Genomic DNA, 24,192 nt, shown 5'->3' on the forward strand with positions numbered 1-24,192 from the left:
AGGTGGGGCTAATATTAGCCCTACCTTTTTATATCTTTATATTATGGTAAACCCGACTGAAATCATTCCTGGTGTGATCTTTTATTCTTATTTTTCACATAAGAGAAAAGAAAAGGTTGCGTTTATGGCTCATAATACCTTAGTGCTCCAGGTTTCAGGTCGCTTTGAAATTGAAACGGCAAGTGAAAAATTTGCCATGGAAAAAGAGCAAATGTTACTGATTCGCAAGAATCAACTGGCCGAACTGACTAAAACACCGCTAAACGGAGAAGATTATCAAACGATCATTATCTGCCTGAAAGATGATTTACTCAGACAGATTGCATTAGAAGAGCAGATCGAAATAGATAAAAAATATGTTGGTGCAAATAATATCTTAATCCCTACAAATGATTTTTTGCGGGGCTTTTTTCAATCCATCATCCCCTATGTGCATCATCCTGACGAAAATATAACCAATGCTTTAGGCATGCTGAAGGTAAAGGAGGCAGTGCAATTACTATTGCATACCATGCCCGAGCTAAAGACTTTCTTATTTGATTTCTCGGAGCCTTATAAAATGGACCTGGAAAAATTTATGCTCAGCAATTTCCACTTTAATATTCCAGTTGAAAAATTCGCACAACTCACCGGCAGAAGCCTAGCAGGCTTTAAACGCGATTTTCAAAAAGTTTTCGATATGCCACCAAGGCATTGGCTACAAGATAAAAGACTTTTGGAGGCAAAACACCTGATAGAAAAGAAGAATAGAAAGCCATCTTCAATCTATCTTGAGTTAGGGTTTGAAAGCTTGTCACATTTTTCAAGATCGTTTAAAAAGAAATTTGGGAAGGCTCCCACCTGGCAACTCTGATAGAAAAAAGAAAAGCGATAACTTTCTTTGATGAAGTTTTAGTTATTGTACCAGCACAACAGGATTGATGATATGAAGATACTTACGTTATGCCCAATATTCTTCTTAACTGCGCTAAATGTGTTTGGTCAGCAACATTTTAAAGCCAATGCGCTAAAAAATGATCTGGACAGTATGGTTTATAATATAGAGGCTGCCCATCCCAATCCTTATTATCGTTATGCCCGGTTAAATTTCCACAATGATGTTGAAAATGCGAAGCAGCAGCTTACAGATGGCATGGATTACACCTCTTTTTACCTTGTTGCTCAAAAACTGATTGCCAAACTTTAGGATGGCCGTATTGACCTGGAAATGCCACTTAAACAATTTGAGAAAGATAAAGCCCAGGCCTTCCCTTTTAAAGTAACGTTGAGCATCAATAAGCCCTATATCTGTTTGCAGGAAAATGTAAAACTTAAATATGGTACCATTAAAAAAATGCGGAGATTATATCAATCAACGGCATAAACGGCAAAAAAATAGTTGATGATATTGTTGCTCTTGTTACAGGTGAAACCGTTGATTTTAGGGCAAGTTATGGCGCAAAATCTTTCAATTTCTATTTTGATGTACTTTATCCTAAAAAAGGCTTTTATGAAATAAACTATAATGATAAGGGCAAAAGGAAAATGTTAAGGTTTTTCCAAAGGATATAGTCCAAACTGATAAACAACAAACATCAACAGCAAAACTCCAAAAAACAATAGCCTCGTTTACATTGACATTTCCAGCTGTAAAAACTGCATTGCTGAAGCTAGATGATTTTCAGGATCTGGAAAAAATCAAGCTTTTTGCAGACAGCGCTTTCTCCGATCTCAAAAATAAAAAAACTTCAAACCTGATTATTGACCTTCGAAATAACCTTGGTGGCGATTCTGATGTTGGAGACTACCTACTGCAATATTTGCTCGATAGGCCTTTCCGCCAGGACGATCGCGTGTTGGAAAAGAGCAGCCAACTGCTTAAAAACCGATTGCTTACCCACAGGAAAGGTAAAATATTATCCGCAGAAGATTCTACACTGCTTTCAAGAGCTGATGGTGTTATTGATACAGTAAAAAATCAGGATGAAGAAATCCTGCAACTCCCTAACCGTTTCGGCGGAAAAGTATTTTTATTGGTAAGTAACCAAACTTTTTCTTCGACTGCAGATTTTGCCCAGGCATTTTCGCATTATAAACGGGGGAAAGTAATTTGCGAAGAAACCGGTGGATTGATTTTGAGCTTTGGCGACATTGTTCCTGCCACCTTGCCCGAAACCAAGCTTCCGCTGGTGGTATCGAGCAAATTATACCTAAATATTGGTGCCAACGAACATGATTGGCATGGCGTATTACCCGATTGCCTGTAACCGCGATGAGGCCTTGCAAAAAGCTTTAGCTTTAATCGGGCACTTTACCAAAAGCAAGCGCTAATTGTAAAGGGCTTTCACTTTTTCTAATCTTCCTCTTCCGTTTAAAATTTTACGCCTGGTAGCTTATTTTAGGCTAAAACTACAGCATTTGTATGCGCTTAAAGCACTTTTAGGCCAAAATCCCAGAAAATAACCAGTTCATCCCATAATTCTACCTATTCAAACCACACTTTTTTCAGTGGTGCTCAGCCTGTGTAAATTTATTTTCAACATGTAACACCTGTGCATGTAATAACAGGTAAAACATTAAAAGGAAGAGTATATGCTGCCAAAAATCATTCATCAGATTGGAAATAATCAGCCCTCGGCATTCATCTCAAGATGCCTCCAATCATGGAGCGCAGTAGATGAAATCGGTTTTGAAAGGGTATTCTGGACTGATGATGATATCCTTTCTTTTCTGGCTTCAGAATATCCTCATGTACTTGCAATGTTTAAAGAGGCAAGAACCATGCAGAGGCTGCAGATATTGCCAGGTATATTATTGTTTACCATTTTGGCGGCCACTATATAGATTGGGATGTAGAACTGCTTGATCTTGATGAATTTGAGACCCTGGCTTCAGAGGTATTTTCTGCTTCGAGGAAAGAACAGTACCTGATGGATATCATTTTGAACATGGTCAACATTTATGAGAACAATTTCCGCGACTGTTTGAGCACGCCTGAATTCTCTGGTCCATACAGGATGCGCGAAGCTTATTATTTCAGGCCCAGCCCAAGTAAACAACAATTGCTGGATGTGAAGGATGTGTTTTTATACGATTATGCCGAAATAAGGGAAATGGCACCCAAAAAAATAAGGAGAGCAATGGTTCACTATTGGATGCACTCCTGGTTTTAATTTTTTTAACGAATAGGCTGATGAGAATTACGGGTTTCAATATTATACTGACGATTTTGTTGCTACTGCTAATAAGTAGTGCGGGTTTTGCCCAACGCATGCTTAATGGCATGGTGGCATCAAAAAAAGATGGTCAGGCGATTCCCGGAGCTGCAGCATTTTTGACGAAAACGGGTGATTCTGCAATCTTAAGAACAGCTATCACCGATAATGATGGTAAATTCAGCGTTTTTATTTACACCACCAATAAGATTTCAGGAAACGCTTCTAAACTCAGCTTGGGTATTGGCCTGGAAAACCTTTCAGAAAGATTACAAAAAGCTTATGGGGAACGTGCCAAACTTAGCTGGACCAAAACAGACCTATCCAGTTTAAAACTTGACATTGATAATGCTGAACAGAGATATGGTTTAGGATGATCAACCGAAATTTTAAAGATCAGTAAACAAAAATGGCTTCTCTGTAATAGAAAAGCCATTTAGTGTGGAGATTTACCTCTCTAAGTGGTCCCGACGATAAAAAAATCACCCCTATAGCATGTTTAAAATGAATTATAGCTAATCATAAAAGGTCATTTTAAGTCAAATTAGTTTCCCTTTTATTTACCCTATTTAGTGAGCGCTTTGTCTCTTCAGGTTCCAGGATCTATTGCAATCGAGCATCCAAAACTTAGTGATAAGATAACAATATCTACTCCCGCTGTTAAGACCTGGGCAAAAATTGCCTCTCTTTACTTCACAGAAAAGAGAAAAACTATTCCGTTAGAAACCGTATTAAATTATTTCGTCGGCTAATGTAGTTGAAATAAAATCATAATTAAGTATTTGATAGACAGTCACTAGATTATAAATCTACAGGAAAGTAATAAATATAATTATTAAAAGATTCTAATTTCCATTATAAATTCTACTTTAGCGAACAAATAAATCTTTACTTAAACTTATGAAAAAAAAATCGACAATTAACCTCATCGTTCTAATTATAGGAGTTCTCTGCATTTTTTATGCCTGCAGAAAAGATGAATCACCAAACGTTATAAATTTCGACGTGAAAAAACGATCTGCGGAATATACGGAAGCAGATAAGAAGATGTATCTGGAAGCAAGGAGCAGAATGGATAAAAATATTGTCCTGAAAGATGGTCAATACTCCCTAAAAACAAATAATGCTATCGAAGTTGGGGTTTCAAATGAAGTTTTTGAATACTTTAAGGAAATAATGATCGGTACAAATAGCACCTTGAAAAATATAATAAAATCTTCTTCGGTAGTATTGGTACAAAAAGACAATTCATTGATTTTTCTTAAAAAAAGTGATAAACCTATACGCCCTACAAATCTTTTAATGATTACACCAGACCAACGCGATCCTAATCTTGTCGGTGGTGAAAATGAATTGAAAACATATTGGTGGGGATGGGATGTTTATTTATCAAATAGATCTCTTGCCAATATTTCAAATGGGGGATATGCGGCAGCTGGTATAGCAACTATAGTACCAGAGCCAATTTTTACTAAAGCAGAGGCAGGAATTGCATGTCTTGTCGGAGCTGGTTTTGGCTTTTTAGCAACTAATTATCCGAATGGAGTAATTATAACTGTCACTAACACCTACGTCGCTGGATGCATCCCAACAAATATTAAATCTCAATAAATAATGAAAAAAATCGACATCTATGATGGCTTAGCGATTTTAGTTATTGCCTCTTCAATTGGGTTAGCATTTTACACAAGAGATCTTAAAATAGTATTAACATCTTCTTTTGGATGTGGCATTGGAATAATTTTACTATTAAGAGGAAGAATTCCAAATCGAATTTTTACTCCTATAGCGATAATTTATACTGCAGTATTTTTTATAATATACATGTACTTAGTTTATTGGATGAAGTAATTGATTTTTAGAAAAAGAGTAGTTGGAAGCCTATAATTATGCCAATCACGATAGAATGAAAAAAATTAGTTTTGTAGATTGTCTGGCGATATTTTTATGTGCTTTTTGGGTAGTGATATTTTTTCATTACCCAAACCCTCTAGCAAGATTTGCAGCATGTGTCAATGTTGGTGCAATGATACTCTTGATGCTAAATAGAAGGATATCAAAAAACATTTTACTAGGTATAACCATAATTTATACTATAGCTGTTGTTTTCATTTACAGTTACTTTATTTATTAGTATGATTTAAACTAGGGTAATTATTTTTTGTGGCTATTCCAGTTTATATATTATACAGATGATAATAAATGAAAAGACATTTTGTTGATGCCGCAATAGTTATTGTAATTGCAGTTTGTGGGTTCATGGCCTTTTATTTATCCGATCAAAAGCCTAAACTATCACTTTGCATTACCAGTGGCGCTTTACTGATTGTATTTCTGAGAGGAAGAATTGCAAACCGTATTTTGACTCCTGTAGCCTCAATCTACTTTTTTACCTCAGTTTTGCTATATGGATATTTTTTCATTTGGAAATAAAAAAAATATCGCGTGGATCGGATACCTAACTTTTTTTTGTTTAATATATTGTTGTTCTGTTTTCTTTACTTCAAATTTATTTATTCAGCCACAAGAGCAGAAATGGAACTTTACTAAAATATTATTTTGCATTTTTTTAATCTTTTACTTCTCTAGGTTTTTGTTTATTAAACCAGTGAAAAAAGATATCCCGAATAATACTGCGATTTTTATTATTATCGCAGTATTTTCTTTTATTCTCGCACTTAAAGGTCTATTCCAGTTCTTTTATTTTGAGCCACGGTTTAGTGGCATAAATATGGTTGGCTGGTATGATAACTCCGCAGGCCTTGCCGCTACGCTATGTGCGGGTATCCCATTTTCTCTTTTTTTTCTTAAAGCAAAAGGAGAGCCGAAATATATTTCAATTTTGTTCATTACGGTAAGCTCGTTGGCCATCATTTTTTCATTTTCGAGGTCAGGCATTCTCAGTCTTAGTGTAGTATTTTTGTTTTACCTTTTTCATTATCACCTTCAAAAAAGAAAAAAAATGTTCTTTTTAACTGGTGTTGTTATCTCAGTAATTTTGATAGCAGGACTATATTTTATAAAAATCAAATCTGCTAACGGTCGAATTTTAATTTGGAAATGCAGCTTTTCGATGATCGCCGATAGACCTGTATTCGGATTTGGTACTGGTGGATTTAATTCTAAATATATGACCTATCAGTCAGAATATTTTAAAAACCATATAGGCAGTAAATATGAGATGTTAGCTGATAGTATTGATCATCCATATAATGAATATATTTTATTTATTGTTAACTATGGTATTGTTGGTTTTTTAGTTCTAATAGGACTTGTTTATTTTATTTGGAAATCCTATTCTAGATATCCTCAACACGAGAGCTTTATTGCTGGCCTATGCTTAATTTCTGTTGCAGTGTTTTCCCTTTTTTCTTACCCATTCGCATATCCTTTTATATGGGTCTTATGTGGTCTAAGTATCTATATCATAGTAGCAAACGCAAAATATTCCATTGTTGTTCCTTTGAAGTATCTTCGTATAGCGTCACTGTTTATTATGATATCTACCATTTTTATTGGATCGGGCATCATATCAAGAACGATTGCAGAAATGGAATGGTCAAAAATTGCACGTAATAGAGCACAGAACAATTACGGTAATATTATTCACCACTATTCCGAATTGTATCCTGTTTTGAAGAACAACCCTCAATTTCTCTATAATTACGCTGCAGTACTAAATCATAATAAAGACTATAAGAGAAGTCTTTTTATTGCAAATAAGTGCAACGAGTTGTTTTCAAATTACGACCTCGAAATGCTGATAGGAGACAATCTCTTTGGATTGAACAAATATCTTATGGCAGAGCATTATTATTTGATAGCCTCCCGTATGTGTCCGTCAAGATTTTTCCCACTTTATCAGCTAAACAAGGTTTATGAAGCAACAGAAAATAAGCCCAAATTATTAAACATTTGTAAGGAAATCATCAATAAACCCGTTAAGGTTGAGTCTGTAACGATATTAATGATGAAAAATGAAATGAAATCAAAATATGAAAGCATACGGCGGTTATAATAACGATAAAGGATAGGAATAAGGTTTTCCTGTCATTTAAAGTCTTTTCTGAATGCGCGCAAGATTTGTATTAAGGAAATTAAAGCAAAACACAGAATTAGTACCAAATTTGCTTTTGATTCTTATGCAAGAATGTTCGACTTAAGTGTTTATTGCTCATTTTATCTTCAAGCATGTAAAATGCATTAATTGGCACATTACTAAAGCTCAAGCTAGAATCCTTTTGACAAAGCTTGCTCCCCAAATCTTTCCAGTGATTATTTTTATCTAGATACTTTAATGTATAGGCTCTATTTTTTTTTACCCATGAATCTGCTCCGATATTAGTTTTTTCCAAAACAATACTTATTTTCTTTTGTAAGTTAGGTTCTGAATAAACTACGTGATCTAAAGAATCTATAATAAAAGGTTTGCCGATCAATTTATAACTACTGCCGTTTGGAACTGCAATATGATATGCCATATCTTTTGCCATTCCATTAAATTTAACGTATTTGCCCTTTGAATAAACCTTGCCATAAAAGATAGGCTTCCACTGGCCATAACTATAGACGCAGATGTAAGCTATAGGAATGGCTTGATGTTTTTCGAATTGATAAACAAAATTTAATGTTGATGTATATTCTGCTGTGACATCCAATAGACGGTCCGATTTTAGAAAGGCTGGTATGAAATAATTCCGATTCTTTATAATGGGTTTTATGGAGTCTGACCATAAATTTGTTCTCTTAAAGCTCATTCTGAAAACCTTAGGGGGAAATTTAAAAGGATCCCATGGCCTCAGTCCGTATTTTACAATGGTGTTGTTTTTTTTAATCGGTCCATAAAAAACCTCTGCGGCATGACTACCACTAGTTTTTCCCCACAACGGAACAAGATCAATTGTAGCAGGTATACCTGCTGACCTTGCTATAAATACAAATAGATGTGAAAGTTCATAGCATTGTCCCTTTCTGACAGCTACCAGTTCCTTATATGAAGGCGACCGTGTAAGCCTCGTAAAGTCACCAGTGTATTTTAGCCAAGACCAAGCTTCTGTTCTTAAACCTGAATATAACTTTTCACTGTCATTATCTCCGTTTGTTTCATGTCTTGTAATGCTGTCTTTATATTTTTGAAAGAAATTTGCCCTCCAATTATCCGGGTTTTCATTTAACACCTTATACGGAAGAAGATAATTTAAAAAAACATCTTTGGGCACATTCTTATTCCAGGGATATTTCTTCCAGTCAGATATCGCTTTGTCTATATTTTCTTCCAATAATTTTGAAGATAAACAGTCAGCATCCTTTGTAATAGAGAAAGAAAAGTTTATTTTTTTATTTTTCAAAATGGATCTTAGAGAACTGTCAGAGGTAATCGTGTCCAATTTAAAATCTTCATTTCCTCCCTTATCATTATAAAAATATGGTTCTTCCGAAGTCACACCCTCAATGTTATTTTTTAGAAAAATTAAACATTGCAATTTTAAACTGTCCTTTTCATTAGCCGAATACTGTTTTATCAATTGATCAAAATCAACATTATCTTTCCTAATATTATCTTTCCTTTTGCAGCATTGAAGAAAAATAATAGTGATTAAAGTCAACCATCTCAATTGACTAGTTTTAAAGATAATTTTCATTTTTAAAAATACTTTAATGTCTGTTTTTAAAGGTGCATGCATTAAATCGAATTCCGAAATCTTCATTAAGTAAATTATCTCTTTGGCATTATAGTAAACAAAATAATCGATTATAGGTGCCAACTATCAATCGTCTTTAAATAAAAAGTTTTTTCTTCACTGCGGATCTGAACCTACAGTAACCGTCCATTGCTTTTCCAACGAGCTGAGTTATATCCGCCTGGGCACTACTCTGACGTTCGTTGAAAGCATTCCAATCATTATCGCTTGGTCAGTCAGGGAACCGATAGCACTGGTCCTGATCAATATCAAACTGAATTGTTTCAGTAATCGTGATTCCTTATGCTTCATAATCGCTAGCATACATTTGTCCTGGTGTTTTCTCGGCGAACAGGTATTTTGCTGCAAATGTCCTTATATCCCCCATTAGGTCAGAGAACTTGATTATCGCATTCTGAATATTTTCATCTAAAAATTCATTCTCTAGAGCATCTGTAAAGATGCGCACTTTATCCCATATTTTATAGTAGTATTAATTCGTTCTCAAACTTGTAGCCAAGAACTCCATGCTTTCAAATAATTGTATCTGGCTTGCCATCCGGTTAAATTTATCAACAACTTTTTGTCATGACTCAGATTCTTATCCTTAAGAAAGCGATCAACTATATTTTCATAATCATCTAAGATGGCACTTATACTCCTTTCTAAAATAGCTACTAGAGCTGGGTATTTCATCGAAAATGCGAGAGGTTGTCCCACATGCTGGGGTGAATTCGTTTGCCGCTCGAGTAAACTAGCTTTTGACCATTGTATCTAATGATCACATTAATTGGTGTTTCTTTTTCTGTGTTAGGCTCTCTCAGGTTTAATTTAATCTCTGCCATATCAATGAGTTAAGCAACCATGACAACGGAAAATCGGTTGTCGTTTTGGTTGTCGGAAACACACTATATAAGAAGATCAGTAAAAACAAAAACGGCCTTCCTGTTGCAGAAAAGCCGTTTAGTGCGGAGATTTACCTCTCCAAGTGGTACCGACGAAGCCAGAACAAGTTTTATTTAAACAACCTCCTGACTAACAATTACTTGTAAAATACAATTACGACTCACTAACGATCCAAAATGACTGTTATTGGGCTCAAATGTTATCACTCAAATTTACGAAATGAATTCGTTTAACACAAGAAAAATCATCTAAACACAACCAGCTACAAAATATCAATAAATTAATAAATGATTTTCGCGAACATTTCAGTAAAAACAACACATACATTTACCCTAACCATCGAATAAGATAAATGGCCTAGAATATCAAAAAGCACAAGTAATCAATTTGAGTTGTATAATGCCACCTTCCATCGAAGAAGTGGCCAAATAGGAATAATCCCCACGCTATTAACCTGTGACAGAATTTTATTCTAAATCAATCAAATAGTATATATTAGAGCTTTAGATAAGAAGTTTTTGTATTGCTAAGAACATTTTCAACCTAAATAGATTCCGATGGAACCCTTATTATCAGGAAAGCCTTGTTAAACCTTGGTATTGCCTTTGGAAAAACTTAGGTTACTTAGAAAAACGTAGTTTTTTAATATGTTTTCACGAGAGTGAAGAAGAACGATTTTAGTTAAGACACAGATAGCTAAAGAATTAAATATATTAATTATATTTATTCCAAAGACCTGACAATCTAAAAAACAGGTTAACAAATCTAAACTCGCCCTCCATATGATTACCAAAACGCTCTCTGCCCATCGGATGGTGCAGCTTATACAATGTCAGTTTCCGACCAGACGATGGAACAACTGTGCCATAATAAAATCCAAAAATCTAAATTTTCAATCTCAAAATATGCTACTACGCAAACCCATTATCCTCGTATTTTTATTTTTTCTCTTTACAACAAGCGTTTTCGCTCAAAAAGATGCACCTGTTGTCGGCTATGCAGCAAAGTTGGTTGAACTTTTAAAGAAAGATTATAATGCTGTAGATCCGGATTTAAAAGACCAGGAACTGGCTGAGAATAGAACTGAGGCGATTGGTATTTTTAAATCTTTTTTAAGGGAGCAGGATAGAGAAAAGCTAATAATCAAAGGGTATGATAGCAGCCTCAGTATAGTTAATACGAGTTTTCAAACCTATACATCTTTAAAGAAGCAATTTACAGCTTATAGCTCGTCTCCACCTGTTTCAAGTAAAGAGACTGACCTGGACGATTATGCATACAACCTTAACATTCTGTCAGGTCAAGTAGAAAGCCAGAAGAACACCTATTATGAAGACAAATCCAGTTTGGACTTAAGCGAGATTGCTGCTTTACGAGATTTGTACAAAGCATTTGGAAACCATTATCTCGGGGACATCATAGATAAATTTCACAGAAAATATAATGCAATTGGATCGAAAAATGTAGATGGATTTTCATCAACTGGAAATAGCCTTTCGGTTCAGAAAAGTGTATTTAGTGTCCCGGGAGAACTCAGCGCCCAAATGTTCCTGACTGCACTTGCAGATATCTTAGCAAAACGGATTCAGGAGGAGCTTAGTTTATACGCAACGCAGCGTGTTCAGAAATGGTTATCAAATCCGGGGCCTTCAGACCCGATAGCTGAGTTTAAGGTTCTGCTTCCACAGACTACAAATTATTTTTTAAACCTTAGTTCAGATGGTTTAATCAACGCTAAACAGCTTAGAGAAAATATTGAAGCAGACCTGAATGACCTATTGAAAAATTCTGAAAACCTGCGGAATACGCCAAGAATGAGGCGGTTTTTAACAAAATACCCCGAAATGGATTTTGCCTTAGAGGGGGTAAAAATTATCTCAAGTATATCCGGAATTAAATCACCGATCGATTATTTCACCATTTTGGAGAATAGCAGTATTCTTCAAAAGTTACCAACATCAAATGAGTTTGCAAAATTTAACCTGGTTAATGCAGTAAACTTAAGCGCCATGCTGGCTAGAAGCCTGATTATCATTCAAGACGGGGAGGCCAGACTTGCAGGAATGGATTTTATTGCTAACTATTCCGCTGATATTGATTTTTATGTGCTTTATGTAGGCTTTTTAAACCAACAAAATCTAAAATATTATAATATTGCTTTTAAAACCACTTCAAGCTCGTTTGTTCTCGAAAATTATCTTAAACAAGTCAGTGGCACAGTCTTGACAGCTATTTCAACAATCGATTCTCATAAAGCGGTGTTTCAGAATGTCCTGAATACTGCTGCAAAGAGTACGGAAAAAGTATACAAGCTTTCTTCAGAAATTAGAAAAATCAATAAATCAGAAAAACCATTAAAGCCGGACACGCTCCATGCTTTTGTTGAGTCGATCATCAGTATGGCGGAAGACTTTCAAAGTTCGGGTGAAATATTAATTGCACAATGGAAAAACTCAGAGAACAAGCCGGTGATTACGAAGGGAGCTGCGCCATTAATTAAGTATTTTCAGATTGCACGTAGTGCGAATGATATTGCCAGGGACCTACAGAAAAAGAAATTCTCGGTTGCTGTTTTAAAGGCCCTGGAGTTTTCCCTATTCCTACAATCAGATCAAAATGCTGAGTACATAACAAATGTAAATAATTTTCTTTTAGACTTAAAAATAACCCCGAACATTTTGGCCTGGAATAAAGTGCTTAAAATCATTAGTGAAAAAGATAACATAAATGGACTATCAAGAGAAAATAAAGAAGCATTCCAAAACATATATACAGATCTGATCCGTCTTGATATATATGCAAAAAATGAGAACGAAAAACAGACCACATTGGACTTTATCGAGGAAATGAAAATGTTATGTGGCAAGGCAATCAGCTCGACGGATTACACAATCAGCTCCACCATTAAAGATTTTAGCAGTAATGAGGCTTTTGCCAGCTTAACCTTGAGCTACTATACCAACAACCGTATTTCCGAAGGCATAGAAAAAGTTAGAAATGCCCTAAAAGATTACACTGTTAAAAGTGGCTCAACTGAAGTTCCTATTTTCTCTGAAGCAGATATTAATGGATTCATAGATGCATTGAAAGCTTATCAAAAAGCCTATTTTGAAAATTATTTCGTTTCAGGAAAAGAAAGTGAGTCTAGAGCGTTGAGCGAAAAACGAGATCTGCTCCTTCAAAGAGTTGGAATTTTAGGTATAGCATTCAGTGATAATATATTAGCGCTAAATAATCCGGAGCTCGTAAAAATTATGCGTTTTATCATTGAGATCAGCACTGCCGAGAACGAGGAGGGCGTCGAATTGGCTTTAAATAATGTGATCAATAAAACAGGCAGTTATGTTGAAAAACGAAAATCAAGTTTTAATGTATCAATAAATGCTTATCCTGGAATACTTCCAGCTTACGAGCTATCCTGGAAGGAGTTTACTACGGCTAAGGCATTCAGTGTAGGGTTTACCGCTCCGGTAGGGCTGAGTTTCAGCTGGGGAAGCAAGAGTGGAAATACAGATGGATTTTTTATTCCGCTAATAGATATCGGTGCTTTAACCAGAGTGCGCTTAGATGGCTCAAAGAAAGATAAAGCATTGCCCGAGCTAAGTTTTAAAAATGTTTTTGCTCCAGGTTTATATTATAGCCATGGATTTAAAAATAGCCCTTTTGCTGTAAATATCGGAGTTCAATATGGACCTGACCTGAAAGAAATTTCTTATGACGCAGCAGGTGTTGCAGTTACCAAGTCATACGAATCTATGAGAGTTGGACTTGGCCTGGTCTTAGATATACCTTTGTATGGACTCTCTAATAAGCCCCGGAAATGAGGTGCGTTATAATATTTTTTTATCTCATCTTATTTTTAGCGCTTCACAACCTGGCTTATGCTCAGGATAAAAAAGTATTGGAAGATAAAAGGAGTTTGACTGAAAAACAATTAAAAACAAATCTTGAATATTATATTGACAAAAAAAGTAAAGTTGAAGCAAAAATAATAGACAATTATTTATATAAGCCGCTTTCACCTCAACCTTTGCAGGAAGCGGCGGCACTAATTCTACAAGAAAATGCACAAAAGGAGCAGCTAGCAGCCGAGGCTAAGGCTCTTGGGGTCGGGATTTCAGAGACGGAAAGCAAAAAAAATCGCCTATATGGCCCAAGCCCCTTTGACAGCCGAATAGAACTGCGTCAACTTAACCCGTTGATTCCTCAGCAGAATAATATACTCACCAATTCTGCATCGGTCGGACTCTTAGTCCGAAAAGAGGCTCTGCAAAGTATTAGTGATTCTATATTCGAAATTTCAACGATCACATTAAAAAAGAAATACAATCTCTGTTCATCAGAACCCTTTGGTGATCAACCCGTGGCGGGAGAGGCAACGGTATTCATCCTCAATGACTCGACAGTGATGACAGCCGCCCATGTGCTAACAGAGGCTATAGATAAATATGCCATCATTTTCGGATTCGAGATAAAGAACAAGCAGGGTGTTTTCAGTAGTTTTATCAACGCGTCAAATGTGTATTTTCCCGGTGAGCGTCAAACTATTGACAGAGAATTAGATGTTACCCTGCTCTCTCTTCAGCGAAAAACAGATCGAAAACCATTGGTACTTGCAACATCTGAGAAATATAATAATGCAGCCGAGGTTTATATGATTGGATACCCTTCGGGCCTCCCGGCAAAAGTGGCACTAAATGCGGAAATCCAGAAAGATTCAGGCATCTATTTTTACACCTCGTTAGATGCCTTCCAGGGAAATAGTGGGGCACCGGTCTTTAGTCAGCAAACAAACGAGGTGATTGGTATTCTAGTTTCAGGAAATATTGATTTTAGGGCAAAAGGCAATTGTTATATTAGTACACTGTGTAAATACCCATACTGTCTTGGGGAGAAGGTCTTAAAGTCCAACGTGATTTATCAGAACTTCAAGGATAAAATTCAGCGATGATTATGGCTGATCTTGACATCATTGGATTGTATCAACATCAGTTTATTACGCTAACAGTTGTAGCAAAAGAGATCAATATCAACACGTAGGAATATGCAAAGAACTCTGTATTTTTGAGAAAAAACGCTATGGTACCAAAACCGATTAAACAAAGCTTAAAGTATAATACTTTATTACTTCCAAAAGAGCATAGACTTGCGACACAGAATTTAAATTTCGAACTATGGAATGATCTGGGTATCATCAACAGGAACTTTCCAAATGTACAGATCAATGTTGACCACATCATAAAGGATTTTGGAAACTATTATGGTATTGATCTTAAGTTAACCTGTATGAACAAGGATGTCCAAAAAATGCTTGACATGACGTATGAAAGGAACATGCAAATGCCAAGATTTGAAAAACACGAGCACTTCGATGCAATGATATCCATCTCCTAAGATCATGCTGAGTTATGAAGAGGTTTGCACAGAACTTATCAGCAAAAGGGTGGTGCCATATGCCGATATATTTGATTTTAAGGACACTCCTTTGGAAGACCTTTTTGAGATGTTCTTCACTTTTTGTCAAACGAACCTCAGTGAACATTGCGCAGAGTTTGACATACAGCCGGCAAGGTTTGTCTATACCAATGATTTTGATGTGAATGCACGTGCGGGGTACGTAGATGGATATTATATTATCAAGGTCAATATGGGCACTATTATTGAAACCTTTAAAAGCTTTTTTGCCAATAAGAATATATTCAAGCAGCACAAACAGACGAATGAAAAATATGGCAGCCTTGAAAAACTGATAGAATTTCCCTTAGGAGTAGTGATGTATCAGGCAGCTATTCAGTTTACTTACTACCATGAACGCGCTCATTTAATACAAAAGCCTTTTCAGGAGTTCACTTCCTTAGAAGAACACAACCAGACTGGGCCAAGCAGCCATTATTCTGCCTTCAAGCATGCACTTGAATTCGATGCAGATGTACATGCTGCTAATCTAGTTCCAGTACATATCATAGATTTTTGGAAGAAATTGGCGAAACAAGATCAAACATCAGAAAACTTGAGCAAACTCCTGTCTATTGGTGTTTCGGGAATCCTAAACTATTTTATGTTTATGGAGAAAAATAATCAGAACCTCTATTACCGAGAATCTTCGCATCCTCATCCCCTGATCAGATCTGTGTACATTACAGATGTAATCATCCATGTTGCTGAAATCAATGTGGATTTTAAATTAGATTCGTCCGCGATTTTAAGGGAAGCATTCAACATAACAGAAAGCTTCTGTGAACATAACGGATTCCCGAACTTCGCTGCAAAATTTAAGTCTATGTTCCAGCAAAATTTTGATGGGATTAAGGAATATATTGATAATATGGCAAGTGAGGCAGATCATGTTTCCCAGTTGGTAAGAAATAGGTTTCCCGATAGTATTTAGGCCGAAGACCAGTCTGATAGTAGAGCGATTTTCGTCATTTAAAGCCACAGCATATTCGTGATTAAGATATCATAAGAAAATCTTATTTTTCGGCATGAATTACATATCTAAATTAAAGGCTCTTTTAAAAGAAAACAAAGTAGTCCCGGTTGTAGGGGCAGGGGTTTCATTTGCGACAGCTGGTCTTCCAAACTGGAAAGGTCTAATAGAAAGTGGATTGGAATACGCTAATAATCACAGAGCAGATGTAAAAATGATCCAGGAAGCAACCGACTTGCTTAGTAAAAATGAATTAATCAAGGCTGCAAGTATAGTAAAAAAACTATTAAATGGCCCAGGACATCCTTTTTCAAATTGGTTAAATGATACATTGGGCCGTCCTAAGGTGCAATCATTTGAATTAGTTGAAAGCATTCAAAATCTCTGTCAACCTATTATAGCTACAACAAATTATGATGATTTATTAAGAAATACAGGTAATATCCAGACAGATCTAGCTTTAGACTGGACACAGCATGGGGAAATTCAATCCTGTTTATCAAATTTTAAGCCTTTCATTTTTCACTTACATGGCATTTATAGCCGCCCTGACACGACAATCTTTGCTGCGGATGACTATGAAAATCTAAATACCCATGTTGGTTATAAAACAATCATGCAGAACTTGTGGATGAATAAAACCTTTCTTTTTATTGGCTGCAGTCGGGACGGTGTTATGGATGAGGATTTTACCACCCTGTTGAAGATGATGAAAGAATGGTTTCCTTCAAGTAGCTCTGAACATTATATATTAATGCGAAACTCCGAAATTGGATCCCCAGCTCACTGGGAACTAATGAAAGAGTGCAATGTTCATCTCATTCCCTTTGGTCAAGAGCATAATGAATTAGCGGGTTTCTTGAATGGGATAAATCCAAATGCAGAAGTAATTCTAGAACGCTTCGCGATCAAGAAAGACAACACTACACAGGCGCTCATGAAGATATTCAAGTCACAGCCTGATGCTGAGATAAGCCCAAAACTGGAAGATTTTCTTAAGAAGAATCTCGGAGCTACTGAATTTTGGAATCAAAACAACAATTTAAGTATAGTAAATGCAGCTTTACTCGCCTACAATGAACAGATTCTTGACAAGCAACAGAAATTCAGAAACCAACAAGCAATTGTACGGGCATTTGTCCGCGTCGCTGAGTTAGATCAAAAAATTAAGTTGTGGGAAGCATATAATGAGGATACAACAAAATTAAATAACCTTGATTTTATCAACATGGGAATCTTAGCTTTTGACCAGCTTAAGAGTTTCGGGCCAGAAGTTATCCAAGATATCAAATTGCGACATCCAAATGCGATCCACCAGAATTATTATAGTGGAGACTTGCTCCGTTTTTATCAAGAAGCGGTCACTTGGAAAAAAGCGGCACGTTCTTTAGAGGAATTTAGAGGGGATCAATATTTCTTTGAAAATTTGCGCCGGATTATGAGCTCCTTAAAAGGGGTTTTGAGTTTATCTCCTGAAACGTTATATGGCGAAAAACAACCGGCTATGTTAACCGGACAGCTTCCGGTGAAATATCTGTTATTCCAATCCGAAAAGGAGTTAAGTATCAGGGAAGCTTTTGCTCCGTATCAGATCGTTGCCAAACTGCCATGGGACGAAAATCTTTCTTTTTTTGGTGCTGATCTTATTTTATATAAAAGAGATTGGATTGTTATTGGTTTTAACGCCCGACACTGTTTTTATTGGAATCCGCTGAAAGATACTTTATCTACCAATTTTCATAGCACTGAAAAAGATGAGGAAATATTTGATATGCATATTATCAATCAGGGAGAAGATGTTGTCTTGAGAATCTTCACTAAGAAAACGGCATTCACTATAGTAAATTTCTCTGAAAAAGCAGAATCTAAGCTTCAATCTAGATACCTAGAATACATACGCCTAAAATCCAGTGAAAAAACTTATTGCCGTAAGTCGGTCTCTTTTGGAATGAAAGATGACTGTGTCTTTGAATATTCTCCAATGGGAGATTACGTCCCAAAAATATCGGCGATACAATTATGGGAGCAAATCCGCGAAATAGAAGGGGTACATAACCCAGAGGAAGATTCAATTGGAAACTTTGCATATCCCTATATTCAAGATCTAACAATACACGCAACTGACTGGACAGAAAAGGATATATTGGTGCTAAGGTGCCGGATAAGTGAGCAAAATGGATCTGATTCAATTGTTCTTCTTTTTGTAGACCCTGACGTTGGCTTCGATAAACCGTTACTTAAAATTTTATTTCCAAACAAAAACTGTTTCTCATTTGATACATTCGCTGAAGGTGGAAAAGTAGATCTGTTGGTTGGCTACCTAGATTACAATGAAGTTGATAATCTTATACAATTTTTTGAAAACATAAATGATCAAAAGATAATAACCGCAGTTAATCAGCCGGGCATCATTCCTCAAGAACGAATTGTACGTACCCAGGTCAGGGATATGTTTAGAGTAAATTTTGCGACCAAGCGCCGTGGTTTTGTAATTGAAGAGGGGCGCGTCCTCCATGATATCATATTGCCAACTCTTGCTGATACAGCAACAGAAATCCAAGAAAAACTTAGTGCAATATTATATCATCAAGATTAACGTTTATGCTTAACCATCTTTCCACGACTTTAAAAGCATTTAATTATAATTAAGGCACTATAACCCATTGCACCAAGTTTTGCCAACTTAATTATTTATCGTTATATTGGAATTAAATTCTAAGTTGTAAAATATGGAAAAAGAAATAAAGCCTGGTGATGTAGTAACCCTAAAGTCTGGTGGAGCTGCAATGACTGTTAATGCTATTAACAATGGTAAACTTAGCTGTGTATGGACGCTTGATGATGGTAAATTGGAAACTGCTACATTAAGTGTGGAAGCAGTTAAATTAAAACCAGCTACCGTACGTGTACCAATCGTCTAAATATTTTTAGTAATAGTTTAACAACAAAGGCTTTTAAAATAGAAGCCTTTGTTGTTTCATATACATATCAAAAACAAATAATGCCAAGAAGTCGACATTAGAAGAAAGACATGTAAAGAATTTATAGAAGACTTATATTCTTTTGATTAAAACATTAAGCTCCTTATAATGATAGGTTATTCACTTTCTATTTGATAAATGGTTTATAAGCCTGTTTCGCATCTGCTACCAAGATTACAAAATACTGGTTAAATTCACAGTGGTAATCGTAAGCGCTTAATTGCCCTTTCTCATCATAACTAGCCCGTACAAAAGCCTTCAACACCAGTTTCTTATTATCCTCAGAGAATTCAAAGGAATTTTCCGTTACAATGCCTCCTTTTTCAGTCGGAGTAATGCCGGTTTTAATGGTGATCTCATTCAGTCCGTCAACATGGTTAAATTCCCTGTATAAGATGTTCCTTGCATCTTTGGAAAAGCGTGCTAATTCTTTGGGTGCATCTTCCGTCAGCTTGATATTAACATTTATTATATCAATGGCGGTTTCTACGCCTGTAGCAATGGAATCAAAAGTGCCCACGACCTTAAGCCCGGAAATCTTTGAAAGCTGCTTTTCGTTGAGATTCAGGTTTTCCTTACAGCACAGTAATGCGTTGTTAACAAAGCGGGCAGTTTCCAACGCTAATCGGTTATATTCGTAAAACTCTCTGAAGCCTTCTAATTCCTTATCCTGAACCAATTTGATTTCGTCCAGAGTCTCAGGCATTACATTAAAAGCACCTAGCAATTCCCTGTATGTATCCACATGGGCGCCATTTTGATGGTTTCTTCCACAATTCAGCGCCTTACGCATGAAATCTTCATATTCTCTATCTTGATAGCATATTATTTTTTCGGCAAAAATAACTTGTTTTTTCGTTCGTTATGCGAATTGCAAAAAAACTTTTAGTATAGCATTTCTTCTGCACTAAAACTTCTAGCAATAGTAAAACAAGCTGTTTTCAGTAAAATGCCCATTCTCATTGGGCGAAACCAACAGACCGGTTCGCGGGGACCACGCACGGATCTCTCCCCACAACTTTTTAACATTCTGAAAAAATTTCACAAGGTTATTGGTTTATTTATCATATTGCATTTTAACGCAATCTCAGATGTTTAGTATAAGCAAATTTATAAGCCACGAACTCGAAAACCGAATTTTACTGATTATTCGAAATCCCCTAATTATATCTTAGAGCATTATGAGGCTGAAAAACAGAACATAGCTTCCTATAACGGACGTCAGCTACTCGAAATGCTGGCAGAATTTTCGCGAACATTTCAGTAACAACAACACATACATTTACCCTAATTCTATTACAATTATTAATTATACTTACCCTAATTCTGTGACAGAAAAGCAATTAATTAACCCTAATTCTGTGACGAAATATTCAATAATTAACCCTAATTTTGTAACAACAAGTAGTTTTGAAATTAAGTTTGTCAAATGTTCGATAGGATAATATTTACAGAGTTAGAAAAATGGCTTACTAAATCAAATCGTAAGCCACTAGTGATACGAGGTGCTAGACAGGTAGGTAAGACGACCGTTGTTGGGCAATTTTCAAAAAAATTTAAGCAGTATATCTATCTCAATCTGGAGCTTGCTGCTGACAGAAAGCCTTTTGAAGAGTTCACAACGATCGAATTACTTGTTCAGTCTTTGTTTTTTATTAAAAACCAGTCACTTACCAAAAGAAACGATACACTTTTGTTTATTGATGAAATACAGGAAGTGCCTGAGGCCTTAAACATTCTACGTTATTTTTATGAAGACCAACCAGGGATTGCGGTAATAGCCGCGGGCAGTATGCTCGAAACTTTATTTGATAAAAACATTAGCTTTCCCGTCGGAAGAGTGGAATATATGGTTTTAAGACCTGTTTCTTTTCCAGAGTTTTTGAGTGCTATGGATGAACGGGAAGCGATAAATTATTTACAACAGGTACCCGCACCAACCTTTACACATGATAAACTCATGCAGCTATTTCATACCTATGCACTTATAGGGGGAATGCCGGAAGTTATTGCAGCGTATAGTAAAAACAAAGATCTACTGGAGTTGTCAGCAATCTTCGATTCGTTGATTACGGCATATATGGATGATGTTGAGAAATATGCCGGTACAAATGCACAGGCCTTACATATAGGTCATGCGATAAGGGCATCATTTGGACAGGCCGGTCAGCGTATTAAATTTGAAGGTTTCGGAAATTCGCCCTACCGGTCCAGGGATATGGGAGAAGCATTAAGAACGCTGGAAAAGGCCCTGTTAATTGAGCTCATTTACCCGTCAAGTGATGTAAAACTGCCTTTGCTGCCAGACTATCGGAAATCTCCAAGGCTTCAGGTGCTGGATACTGGAATGCTTAATTATTTTGCTGGTATTCAGACGGAGATTTTAGGAACCGATGATTTAAATAAAGTTTATCAAGGGACCTTAATTGAGCACTTGGTTGGTCAAGAGTTATTAGCCACACAATTTAAATCCTTAAGTGCACTCCATTTTTGGGTACGGGAGAAGACTACTTCAAGTGCGGAGGTGGACTACGTTGTACCTTTTGAGGGGCAACTAATTCCGGTAGAAGTGAAATCAGGAGCTGAAGGTAAATTAAAATCTTTGCATATGTTTATGGATCTGTCCCCACATAATATGGCCATCCGATTTTATGCAGGCTCGCTGCACATTACTGATGCCGTTACCCCCGGTGGCAAGAAATACAAACTATTGAATCTCCCTTATTATCTGGTATCTCAAATCGAGAATTACCTAACTTGGTTCAAAACACAAATCTAGATTAGCAAGTTTACACGAATTTTTCAAAGATTAAAATTGACTAAATTTTAGGCTTAATCTCTAAAACATTCGGAAAGGCTTGTAATCAGGAAAGACAATCTTGAAGAACAATTATCTGATTAACTCGGGACAATAGTTCATACACTAAATACAAGTATTTCCTGCCCCATAATCAAGCAGATCTTTAAAATCTAGTCTAGAATATCGAGTAATTTAGCTGAATCAAACTTTGTATGCTCTCCTGATCTTACGTAACCAAGCTGGTTGGTAAGCATTATTGTTTCACCGATTTTAAAAGGTGAGGTGTTTTGGTGATGGTGACCATATATCCAATAAAGAGGATTATATTTTTCTATCATCTCAGTTAATTCTACAGCAAATGCTTCATTCAGTATACTTCCCAAAAACCTGGAAGGATAGTTCATTAAAGTTGGTACATGATGAGTAACTACAATCTTTTGCTGTCCATTTTCATTTGATATTTCTCTCTGAATAAAGTCTAAACTTTCCTGATGTAGTCTATTGTAATCAGTTGGCCTGAAAACTTGCCCGTTATTCCGGATCACGTAAAAATCAGACATCCCATCAAATATCTGTCTCTCATTTGGAGGACTAATGTGAGACCACATTGTTGAAAAGATTAAATCGTAATCTGTAGCCTTGATCGTAATGTTGTTGACCAATTCAACATTATTTTTGATCTGCTCTTGATGGGGGCCAGCACATCTGGCGATATCACCGTAATAGTATTCATGATTACCTGGGATCCAATATACCTGCTCAAAATTATCTGAAACATAATTGAAGAAATCCATGCGTTTTTCAAGCTGGCTAAAAGTTACAATATCGCCAGCCAAAATCAATACATCAGCCTTAGGTTGAATTGGGAATTTATTCAGATAATCATAATTTTCAGGGAATTCTAAATGTAAATCAGATGCGTATTGAAAGGTCATGTTTATTAAATGTTTTACAATTGAAAATAGGCCATCTATAATCTTACTAATAACTATAGAAATAATTTATAGCTAAATGTAGCAATTGGAGAGTTTGCCATTATACCAAAACAAATGACATCATCTTTTTGTTTAGATAAAGACATCAATTAACTGAAAATCAATAATTTATGGAAAAGTCCGACGAGAATCGAACTCATATCTAAAGTTTAGGAAACTTCTATTCTATCCGTTGAACTACGGGACCATTTTATTTGAGCAGCGCAAATATAACAAAAGTTTTCACGCAAGTGAAGTCATTTTAAAAAGCATTTTTCTAAAAAAATTATCCTAAAAACCTGTAAAAATCATAATCAATTTCCCCTTAACTACCAGAAATAAATGTTGTTAGATTGAGCGTCTCCTTTTCAATCAATAATTTATCCCCATAAAAAACTGTACTACTCACCATAATAAATCTTTTTAATAGCTTCACCTTTGTCTTATCAAATTTATTAAAATCATGAAATTAGCAAATAACAAAATACTGATCACAGGTGGTGCAACCGGCATAGGCCTAGGCCTAGCTGAAAGGTTTATACAAGAAAATAATACAGTGATTATCTGTGGCCGACGTGAATCGGCATTGCAGGAAGCAGCAGAAAAATTACCTTCAGTGATTACCAAAGTATGCGATCTATCGGATCAAGAAGGCAGAATTGAATTATACAATTGGATTGCAGAGAACCACAGTGATTTAAATGTACTAATAAACAATGCTGGTATACAAAACTGGATGAACATTGGTGATGATGACTTTTACGAAGAAGCAAGTAACGAAATCACCACCAATGTTTTGGCTCCGCTTCATTTAACCAAACTGTTCACTAAGCTGAATTCCTTAAACACGATCATTAACGTAACCTCGGGTTTGGCGTTTGTACCCTTTTCTCAAATACCGGTTTACTGTGGAACGAAAGCTTTTATGCGCTCTTTTACACTCTCTTTGCGCCATAGTCTTAAAGATTCGAAAATAGAAGTAATTGAAATGATTCCACCTGCCCTGAACACTGACTTAGGTGGAAAAGGTATTCACAATGCACATCCAGCAGTAAGCGATTTTGTTGAATCGGTATTTGAGCAGATGAAGGAAGGAAAAACCGAATTAACCTTCGGTACAAGTGGAGACAGGGCTAAAGCCAATAACGATGCTATAAGCGAGTATTTTAACCGAATGAATCCATAAGGTTTTTTTAGCAAAAAAAGCCATTTGAAACTAATCAAATGGC

22 protein-coding genes and 1 tRNA gene are annotated in these 24,192 nt (G+C 36.0%); 18 read left to right on the forward strand and 5 right to left on the reverse strand.

What is annotated here, in order from left to right; translation table 11 throughout:
- From R2R28_RS19895 to R2R28_RS19940, 10 genes are all read left to right on the forward strand, one after another.
- Nucleotides 1-853, forward strand: an 853-nt coding sequence (locus R2R28_RS19895; protein WP_316827414.1) for an AraC family transcriptional regulator, incomplete at its 5' end; no start/stop codon positions are given.
- A 72-nt stretch (nt 854-925) separates the two neighbouring features.
- Nucleotides 926-1,186 carry a hypothetical protein gene (locus R2R28_RS19900; RefSeq protein WP_316827415.1) on the forward strand — a complete coding sequence of 87 codons (261 nt, stop codon included), beginning with the start codon at nt 926-928 and terminating at the stop codon, nt 1,184-1,186.
- Between the two features lie 21 nt (nt 1,187-1,207).
- A complete protein-coding gene (locus R2R28_RS19905) occupies nt 1,208-1,363 on the forward strand; it encodes a hypothetical protein (protein WP_316827416.1) in 156 nt (51 codons plus the stop codon).
- Between the two features lie 277 nt (nt 1,364-1,640).
- The gene (locus tag R2R28_RS19910) at nt 1,641-2,246 is read left to right on the forward strand and encodes a S41 family peptidase (protein ID WP_316827417.1); all 606 of its coding nucleotides are present in this window, start codon (nt 1,641-1,643) and stop codon (nt 2,244-2,246) included.
- A gap of 325 nt (nt 2,247-2,571) precedes the next feature.
- A complete protein-coding gene (locus R2R28_RS19915; RefSeq protein WP_316827418.1) occupies nt 2,572-2,823 on the forward strand; it encodes a hypothetical protein in 252 nt (83 codons plus the stop codon).
- Nucleotides 2,793-3,152, forward strand: a complete 360-nt coding sequence (locus R2R28_RS19920) for a hypothetical protein (RefSeq protein ID WP_410479188.1) — start codon at nt 2,793-2,795, stop codon at nt 3,150-3,152. Before R2R28_RS19915 ends, R2R28_RS19920 begins: the two co-directional genes overlap by 31 nt.
- 20 nt (nt 3,153-3,172) lie before the next feature.
- Nucleotides 3,173-3,571 carry a hypothetical protein gene (locus tag R2R28_RS19925; RefSeq protein ID WP_316827420.1) on the forward strand — a complete coding sequence of 133 codons (399 nt, stop codon included), beginning with the start codon at nt 3,173-3,175 and terminating at the stop codon, nt 3,569-3,571.
- A 523-nt stretch (nt 3,572-4,094) separates the two neighbouring features.
- Nucleotides 4,095-4,805 (forward strand): hypothetical protein, encoded by a 711-nt coding sequence (locus tag R2R28_RS19930; protein ID WP_316827421.1) that lies wholly within the window; start codon nt 4,095-4,097, stop codon nt 4,803-4,805.
- Nucleotides 4,806-4,808: 3 nt separating this feature from the next.
- Nucleotides 4,809-5,045, forward strand: a complete 237-nt coding sequence (locus R2R28_RS19935; protein WP_316827422.1) for a hypothetical protein — start codon at nt 4,809-4,811, stop codon at nt 5,043-5,045.
- A gap of 757 nt (nt 5,046-5,802) precedes the next feature.
- On the forward strand, nt 5,803-7,212 hold the full coding sequence (locus tag R2R28_RS19940; protein WP_316827423.1) for an O-antigen ligase family protein: 1,410 nt from the start codon (nt 5,803-5,805) through the stop codon (nt 7,210-7,212).
- Nucleotides 7,213-7,309: 97 nt separating this feature from the next.
- Here the strand turns inward: R2R28_RS19940 and R2R28_RS19945 are convergent, their stop codons facing one another.
- Both R2R28_RS19945 and R2R28_RS29210 read right to left on the reverse strand, forming a co-directional pair.
- Complete coding sequence (locus R2R28_RS19945; RefSeq protein ID WP_316827424.1) at nt 7,310-8,902, reverse strand: transglutaminase-like domain-containing protein; 1,593 nt, start codon at nt 8,900-8,902, stop codon at nt 7,310-7,312.
- 665 nt (nt 8,903-9,567) lie between these two features.
- Nucleotides 9,568-9,720, reverse strand: coding sequence for a hypothetical protein (locus tag R2R28_RS29210; RefSeq protein ID WP_410479187.1), 153 nt, complete (start codon nt 9,718-9,720; stop codon nt 9,568-9,570).
- 843 nt (nt 9,721-10,563) lie between these two features.
- Between R2R28_RS29210 and R2R28_RS19950 the strand changes: the two genes are divergently transcribed.
- The 6 genes from R2R28_RS19950 (at nt 10,564) to R2R28_RS19975 (ending at nt 19,129) form a co-directional block, all read left to right on the forward strand.
- Nucleotides 10,564-13,605 (forward strand): hypothetical protein, encoded by a 3,042-nt coding sequence (locus R2R28_RS19950; RefSeq protein ID WP_316827425.1) that lies wholly within the window; start codon nt 10,564-10,566, stop codon nt 13,603-13,605.
- Nucleotides 13,602-14,732, forward strand: coding sequence for a serine protease (locus tag R2R28_RS19955; RefSeq protein ID WP_316827426.1), 1,131 nt, complete (start codon nt 13,602-13,604; stop codon nt 14,730-14,732). The genes R2R28_RS19950 and R2R28_RS19955 overlap by 4 nt, the downstream gene beginning before the upstream one ends.
- Before the next feature lie 128 nt (nt 14,733-14,860).
- Complete coding sequence (locus tag R2R28_RS19960) at nt 14,861-15,175, forward strand: hypothetical protein (protein WP_316827427.1); 315 nt, start codon at nt 14,861-14,863, stop codon at nt 15,173-15,175.
- A 4-nt stretch (nt 15,176-15,179) separates the two neighbouring features.
- The gene (locus R2R28_RS19965; RefSeq protein ID WP_316827428.1) at nt 15,180-16,169 is read left to right on the forward strand and encodes a hypothetical protein; all 990 of its coding nucleotides are present in this window, start codon (nt 15,180-15,182) and stop codon (nt 16,167-16,169) included.
- 94 nt (nt 16,170-16,263) lie between these two features.
- Nucleotides 16,264-18,804: an SIR2 family protein gene (locus R2R28_RS19970; protein WP_316827429.1), complete on the forward strand. Its 2,541-nt coding sequence runs from the start codon at nt 16,264-16,266 to the stop codon at nt 18,802-18,804.
- Between the two features lie 133 nt (nt 18,805-18,937).
- The gene (locus R2R28_RS19975; RefSeq protein WP_316827430.1) at nt 18,938-19,129 is read left to right on the forward strand and encodes a DUF2158 domain-containing protein; all 192 of its coding nucleotides are present in this window, start codon (nt 18,938-18,940) and stop codon (nt 19,127-19,129) included.
- A gap of 187 nt (nt 19,130-19,316) precedes the next feature.
- Here R2R28_RS19975 and R2R28_RS19980 read toward each other — a convergent pair whose 3' ends face one another.
- On the reverse strand, nt 19,317-19,934 hold the full coding sequence (locus R2R28_RS19980) for a hypothetical protein (RefSeq protein ID WP_316827431.1): 618 nt from the start codon (nt 19,932-19,934) through the stop codon (nt 19,317-19,319).
- A 684-nt stretch (nt 19,935-20,618) separates the two neighbouring features.
- Between R2R28_RS19980 and R2R28_RS19985 the strand changes: the two genes are divergently transcribed.
- A complete protein-coding gene (locus tag R2R28_RS19985) occupies nt 20,619-21,968 on the forward strand; it encodes an ATP-binding protein (protein WP_316827432.1) in 1,350 nt (449 codons plus the stop codon).
- A gap of 191 nt (nt 21,969-22,159) precedes the next feature.
- Here R2R28_RS19985 and R2R28_RS19990 read toward each other — a convergent pair whose 3' ends face one another.
- Nucleotides 22,160-22,924 carry a metallophosphoesterase gene (locus R2R28_RS19990; RefSeq protein ID WP_316827433.1) on the reverse strand — a complete coding sequence of 255 codons (765 nt, stop codon included), beginning with the start codon at nt 22,922-22,924 and terminating at the stop codon, nt 22,160-22,162.
- A gap of 171 nt (nt 22,925-23,095) precedes the next feature.
- Nucleotides 23,096-23,175, reverse strand: a tRNA-Arg gene (locus R2R28_RS19995).
- Between the two features lie 251 nt (nt 23,176-23,426).
- On the opposite strand from R2R28_RS19995, the gene R2R28_RS20000 reads away from it, so the two are divergent.
- A complete protein-coding gene (locus R2R28_RS20000) occupies nt 23,427-24,149 on the forward strand; it encodes an SDR family oxidoreductase (RefSeq protein WP_316827434.1) in 723 nt (240 codons plus the stop codon).
- Nucleotides 24,150-24,192 lie beyond the last annotated feature (43 nt).

This window comes from Pedobacter miscanthi (assembly GCF_032678605.1).
Lineage (GTDB): Bacteria > Bacteroidota > Bacteroidia > Sphingobacteriales > Sphingobacteriaceae > Pedobacter > Pedobacter miscanthi_A.

Excerpts from the sequence above, each read along its gene's own strand:
- R2R28_RS29210 (WP_410479187.1), bottom strand. The coding sequence starts at position 9,720 with ATGGCAGAGATTAAATTAAACCTGAGAGAGCCTAACACAGAAAAAGAA.
- R2R28_RS19905 (WP_316827416.1), top strand. The coding sequence starts at position 1,208 with ATGCCACTTAAACAATTTGAGAAAGATAAAGCCCAGGCCTTCCCTTTT.
- R2R28_RS19915 (WP_316827418.1), top strand. The coding sequence starts at position 2,572 with ATGCTGCCAAAAATCATTCATCAGATTGGAAATAATCAGCCCTCGGCA.
- R2R28_RS19970 (WP_316827429.1), top strand. The coding sequence starts at position 16,264 with ATGAATTACATATCTAAATTAAAGGCTCTTTTAAAAGAAAACAAAGTA.
- R2R28_RS19960 (WP_316827427.1), top strand. The coding sequence starts at position 14,861 with ATGGTACCAAAACCGATTAAACAAAGCTTAAAGTATAATACTTTATTA.
- R2R28_RS20000 (WP_316827434.1), top strand. The coding sequence starts at position 23,427 with ATGAAATTAGCAAATAACAAAATACTGATCACAGGTGGTGCAACCGGC.
- R2R28_RS19925 (WP_316827420.1), top strand. The coding sequence starts at position 3,173 with ATGAGAATTACGGGTTTCAATATTATACTGACGATTTTGTTGCTACTG.
- R2R28_RS19935 (WP_316827422.1), top strand. The coding sequence starts at position 4,809 with ATGAAAAAAATCGACATCTATGATGGCTTAGCGATTTTAGTTATTGCC.
- R2R28_RS19945 (WP_316827424.1), bottom strand. The coding sequence starts at position 8,902 with ATGAAGATTTCGGAATTCGATTTAATGCATGCACCTTTAAAAACAGAC.
- R2R28_RS19900 (WP_316827415.1), top strand. The coding sequence starts at position 926 with ATGAAGATACTTACGTTATGCCCAATATTCTTCTTAACTGCGCTAAAT.
- R2R28_RS19990 (WP_316827433.1), bottom strand. The coding sequence starts at position 22,924 with ATGACCTTTCAATACGCATCTGATTTACATTTAGAATTCCCTGAAAAT.
- R2R28_RS19985 (WP_316827432.1), top strand. The coding sequence starts at position 20,619 with ATGTTCGATAGGATAATATTTACAGAGTTAGAAAAATGGCTTACTAAA.
- R2R28_RS19955 (WP_316827426.1), top strand. The coding sequence starts at position 13,602 with ATGAGGTGCGTTATAATATTTTTTTATCTCATCTTATTTTTAGCGCTT.
- R2R28_RS19950 (WP_316827425.1), top strand. The coding sequence starts at position 10,564 with ATGATTACCAAAACGCTCTCTGCCCATCGGATGGTGCAGCTTATACAA.
- R2R28_RS19930 (WP_316827421.1), top strand. The coding sequence starts at position 4,095 with ATGAAAAAAAAATCGACAATTAACCTCATCGTTCTAATTATAGGAGTT.
- R2R28_RS19975 (WP_316827430.1), top strand. The coding sequence starts at position 18,938 with ATGGAAAAAGAAATAAAGCCTGGTGATGTAGTAACCCTAAAGTCTGGT.
- R2R28_RS19965 (WP_316827428.1), top strand. The coding sequence starts at position 15,180 with ATGCTGAGTTATGAAGAGGTTTGCACAGAACTTATCAGCAAAAGGGTG.